The 3,468-nt window shown below is 65.9% G+C and carries 3 protein-coding genes and 1 riboswitch; of the genes, 2 read left to right on the forward strand and 1 reads right to left on the reverse strand.

Annotated elements, in window-relative coordinates; translation table 11 throughout:
• A partial coding sequence (locus RHBS_RS25755; protein WP_128646814.1) for a substrate-binding domain-containing protein occupies positions 1 to 922 on the reverse strand: 922 nt, incomplete at its 3' end.
• 65 nt (positions 923 to 987) lie between these two features.
• On the opposite strand from RHBS_RS25755, the gene RHBS_RS25760 reads away from it, so the two are divergent.
• Together RHBS_RS25760 and RHBS_RS25765 are read left to right on the forward strand one after the other, a co-directional pair.
• The gene (locus RHBS_RS25760; RefSeq protein ID WP_121871666.1) at positions 988 to 2,187 is read left to right on the forward strand and encodes an MFS transporter; all 1,200 of its coding nucleotides are present in this window, start codon (positions 988 to 990) and stop codon (positions 2,185 to 2,187) included.
• Positions 2,188 to 2,231: 44 nt separating this feature from the next.
• Positions 2,232 to 2,296, forward strand: a riboswitch (cobalamin riboswitch).
• Between the two features lie 67 nt (positions 2,297 to 2,363).
• Positions 2,364 to 3,392, forward strand: a complete 1,029-nt coding sequence (locus RHBS_RS25765) for an ABC transporter substrate-binding protein (protein WP_121871667.1) — start codon at positions 2,364 to 2,366, stop codon at positions 3,390 to 3,392.
• The last annotated feature ends 76 nt before the right edge of the window (positions 3,393 to 3,468 follow it).

Raw genomic sequence — 3,468 nt, forward strand, 5'->3', positions numbered from 1 at the left:
CCTGATCGAACAGCGACTGCGCAACGGTGGTCAATCCGGCTTCGGCTGCGGCGGGGGAGTCGTCCCACCCGGTGACGGCCAGTCGCCCCGGAACGTCGATTCCGGATGCGGCCGCAGCGTCGAGCACCCCTAGTGCGAGTTCGTCGCTCATCACGAGCAGTGTGTCGATGGCATTGTCCTGCAACAACACTCGAGCTGCTCGGTCGCCCTCTGCGCGGGCGTTGTTGGTGGTGAACAGTGTCGGTACAGTCGACCAGTCGATCCCGACTCGCAGGCATGCGTCTCGGTAGCCCTCGAGTCGCGCTCGGGTCACCGGCATCGAGATGTCCGACGCGTCCGCGCCACGCACGATCGTCGATTCGCGTCGGGTATCGGGTCTGAGAGCGACGACGGCAGGTCGAGATCGGCTGTTCAACGCTGCGGTGGCCACCGCGTCGGCTGCCGCTCTGTCGTCGATGGCGATCCAGTTCAGGCCGGGGTGGTCGGGCCCACCCTGGATGCACGCCGGGCGGCCGGTGTCGACGAGCACGTCGAGCAGGGGGTCGTCGATCTCGGTGGTCCACACGACGTACCCGTCGACCTGTGCGTCTCGGATGCGTGCGTTGTCGGTGTCGCGGTGCAGGTTCGGCAGCATCACCAGCGCGGTGTCGGCGTCGAGACACGCTTCGGCGATCCCGGACAGAAAGCGTCGAGCCTGCGGATCCTCGAAGGCGTAGGTGAGCTTCTCGCCGAGGACGACGCCGATGCTGTCGTGCCTGCCACTGCGCAGCGACCGCGCCGTGCGGTTGGGGCCGGCGTATCCGAGGGTGGCTGCCGCCTCGTGCACGCGATCGCGGGTGGCGGCCGATACCCGGCTCGGTCGGTTGTAGGTGTAGGAGACGCTCATGGTGGACACGCCTGCGGACGCTGCGACGTCAGCCATGGTCACCCGAGTGTTCACCGGCCCACTGTAGCGCGCTCCACGGACAGTGTGTAACGATACACAGCATGTCGTCGCCGCTCCCGAAGCTGCTGGTGCTCGCCGCAGCCGCATTCATCTACGTCACGGCCGAAACGCTGCCTGTGGGGTTGCTCCCCGAGATATCCGGGGACCTCGGTGTCGGCGAGTCCGCCGTGGGTCTCCTGCTGACCTTCTACGCGTACGGCGTCGCCGTGATGACGATGCCGTTGATCCGGTTCGTGCGCGAGTGGCCCCGACGGCGCGTCGTCGTCATCACCGTTGCCGCACTGGCACTTTCGCAACTCCTCTCGGCGGTATCCGTCGGCTATCCGATGTTGGTGATCTCCCGAATGCTCTGCGCGGCAACGCATGGAGTCTTCTGGGCCGTCGTCGCGCCCGTCGCGGCGTCGCTCGCGCTGCCCGGTAAACAGGGCAAGGCCATCGCCACGGTGTACGCCGGTACCTCGCTGGCACTGGTCGCCGGCAACCCACTCACTGCCGCCCTGGGCCAGTGGTTCGGATGGCGCACGGCAGCAACGATTCTCGGCATCGTGGCCGCAGCAATCGCGGTGGCGCTGTACTTCGTCCTCCCGGCACTACCGGTCACCCGGGCGGCTTCGGAAACGAAAAAGACACCGCGGGTGCTCGACGGCTCCCTGGCCGTTCTGTGCGGAGTGACATTTCTGGCCGTCCTCGGTCACTTCGCCGCGTACACCTACTTCTCGGTGATCGTCGACCGTGCCATCGGATCCGCGGGCACCACCCTGACCCTGATGTTGATGTTGTACGGGCTGTTCGGCGTGATCGGCATCTGGTTGATCGGCAGAACCTACGACCGGTGGCCCCGGCACTCGACCATCGCCGCTCTGGGCGCAGTGACCGCTGCGGTGGCAGTTCTCTGGTGCACCCTGAGCGGAGCGCCGGGAAGCTGGGCCGTGTTCGCCGTCGGTGCGATCGCCTTGTGGGGGCTGGCATTCACCACCCTCCCAGTATGTATTCAATCGGCAGTGGTCAGGGCGGCCCCGGCCGATGCGGACAAGGCGTCGGCGATCTATGTCGTTGCCTTCCAGTTGGCGATCGCGACGGGCGCTCTGGTGGGCGGTGTGGTGATCGACCTCAGCGGCATCGTGGCCGTCACCGCTGCTGCAACGGCCCTGGTCGCCGCAGCGCTGGCCGTAGTCGTGTTGGCGCGCAGAACCTTTCCGCGTAGCCATGTACAGGAGCCGGTGACAGCAGCGGCACACTGACCGTCGAGTACCCCGCACGATAGAGTCAGCACGCGACGAACGAGGGAATCCGGTGCAATTCCGGAGCTGGCGCGCAACGGTGACGAGCGAGAGCTCGAAGTCCGAATGCTCGGACGTCGTGATTCACCTCCATCCGCGGCTCCGCGACACGAGCCCTCAGCAGGAAGCTCTTCACGATGCGTACCACCCTCGCCGTACTAGGCGCTGTTTCGATCCTTGTTCTTGCCGGCTGTTCGTCCACGGCGACGACTGACGCGGCCACCCCGACCACCGGAAACTACCCGCTGGCCATCGACAATTGCGGCCGCGACGTCGTCGTCGACGCCCCACCGCAACGTGCGGTCTCGTTGAATCAGAGTTCGACGGAAATCCTTCTCTCACTCGGGTTGGCAGACCGCATGGTCGGCACCGCCACCTGGACCGATCCCGTCCGCGCAAACCTCGAATCGGAGAACGCGAAGGTCCCCAGGTTGGCGGACAACAAGCCCTCTTTGGAAGTGGTGTTGGACGCCGAGCCCGACTTCGTTTCCGCGTCGTTCGGCGGCACCCTCGGGCCGGGAGGCGTCGCCGACAGGGATCAGCTGGAGCAGCTCGGTGTGCCGAGCTACCTCTCTCCCACCGACTGCAACGGCAAGACCGACGACAGCGTCAACTCCGACGGCGCGCGCACATCACCGCTCGAGATCGAGACCGTCTACCAGGAGATTCGCGAACTCGCAGCCATCTTCGACGTGCGTGATCGCGGCGAACGCTTCGTCCGCGAGCTGCAGGATCGCTTCGCGAAGGCTTCGGGAGCCGTCGACGCCTCGGGTGTGACGCTGGCGTACTGGTTCGCCGACACCGACACCCCGTACATGGCCGGATGCTGTGGATCGTCGGGCATCATCACCGGATCGGTCGGTGCCGAGAACATCTACGCCGACACCACCGACGAATGGCCGCAGGTCAATTGGGAGAGTGTTCTCGATCGCGATCCCACCGCGCTCGTGCTCGCCGATCTGAGCCGTCGGAGCATCGCCGGTGATGCGCTCGACAGCAAGATCGGCTTCCTGGAATCGAATCCCGTCACGAGCCGCCTCACCGCCGTCGAGGACAAGCGGTACATCGTCGTCAACGGCGCCGACCTCAACCCGTCGATCCGCACGATCGACGGGGTCGAGAAAGTTGCTGCAGCTCTGCAGAATTGGGGACTGACCACCCCATGAGCCGGACCGATCGCGGGTTGCTGATCCCGCTTCTGCTCGGCGGCTTCGTGGTCTTGGTGCTCTCGATCGGCGTGGC

This window comes from Rhodococcus sp. BS-15 (assembly GCF_000813105.1).
Classification (GTDB): domain Bacteria; phylum Actinomycetota; class Actinomycetes; order Mycobacteriales; family Mycobacteriaceae; genus Rhodococcoides.

Coding starts and splice junctions, on each gene's coding strand:
- RHBS_RS25760 (WP_121871666.1), top strand. CDS start 988: ATGTCGTCGCCGCTCCCGAAGCTGCTGGTGCTCGCCGCAGCCGCATTC.
- RHBS_RS25765 (WP_121871667.1), top strand. CDS start 2,364: ATGCGTACCACCCTCGCCGTACTAGGCGCTGTTTCGATCCTTGTTCTT.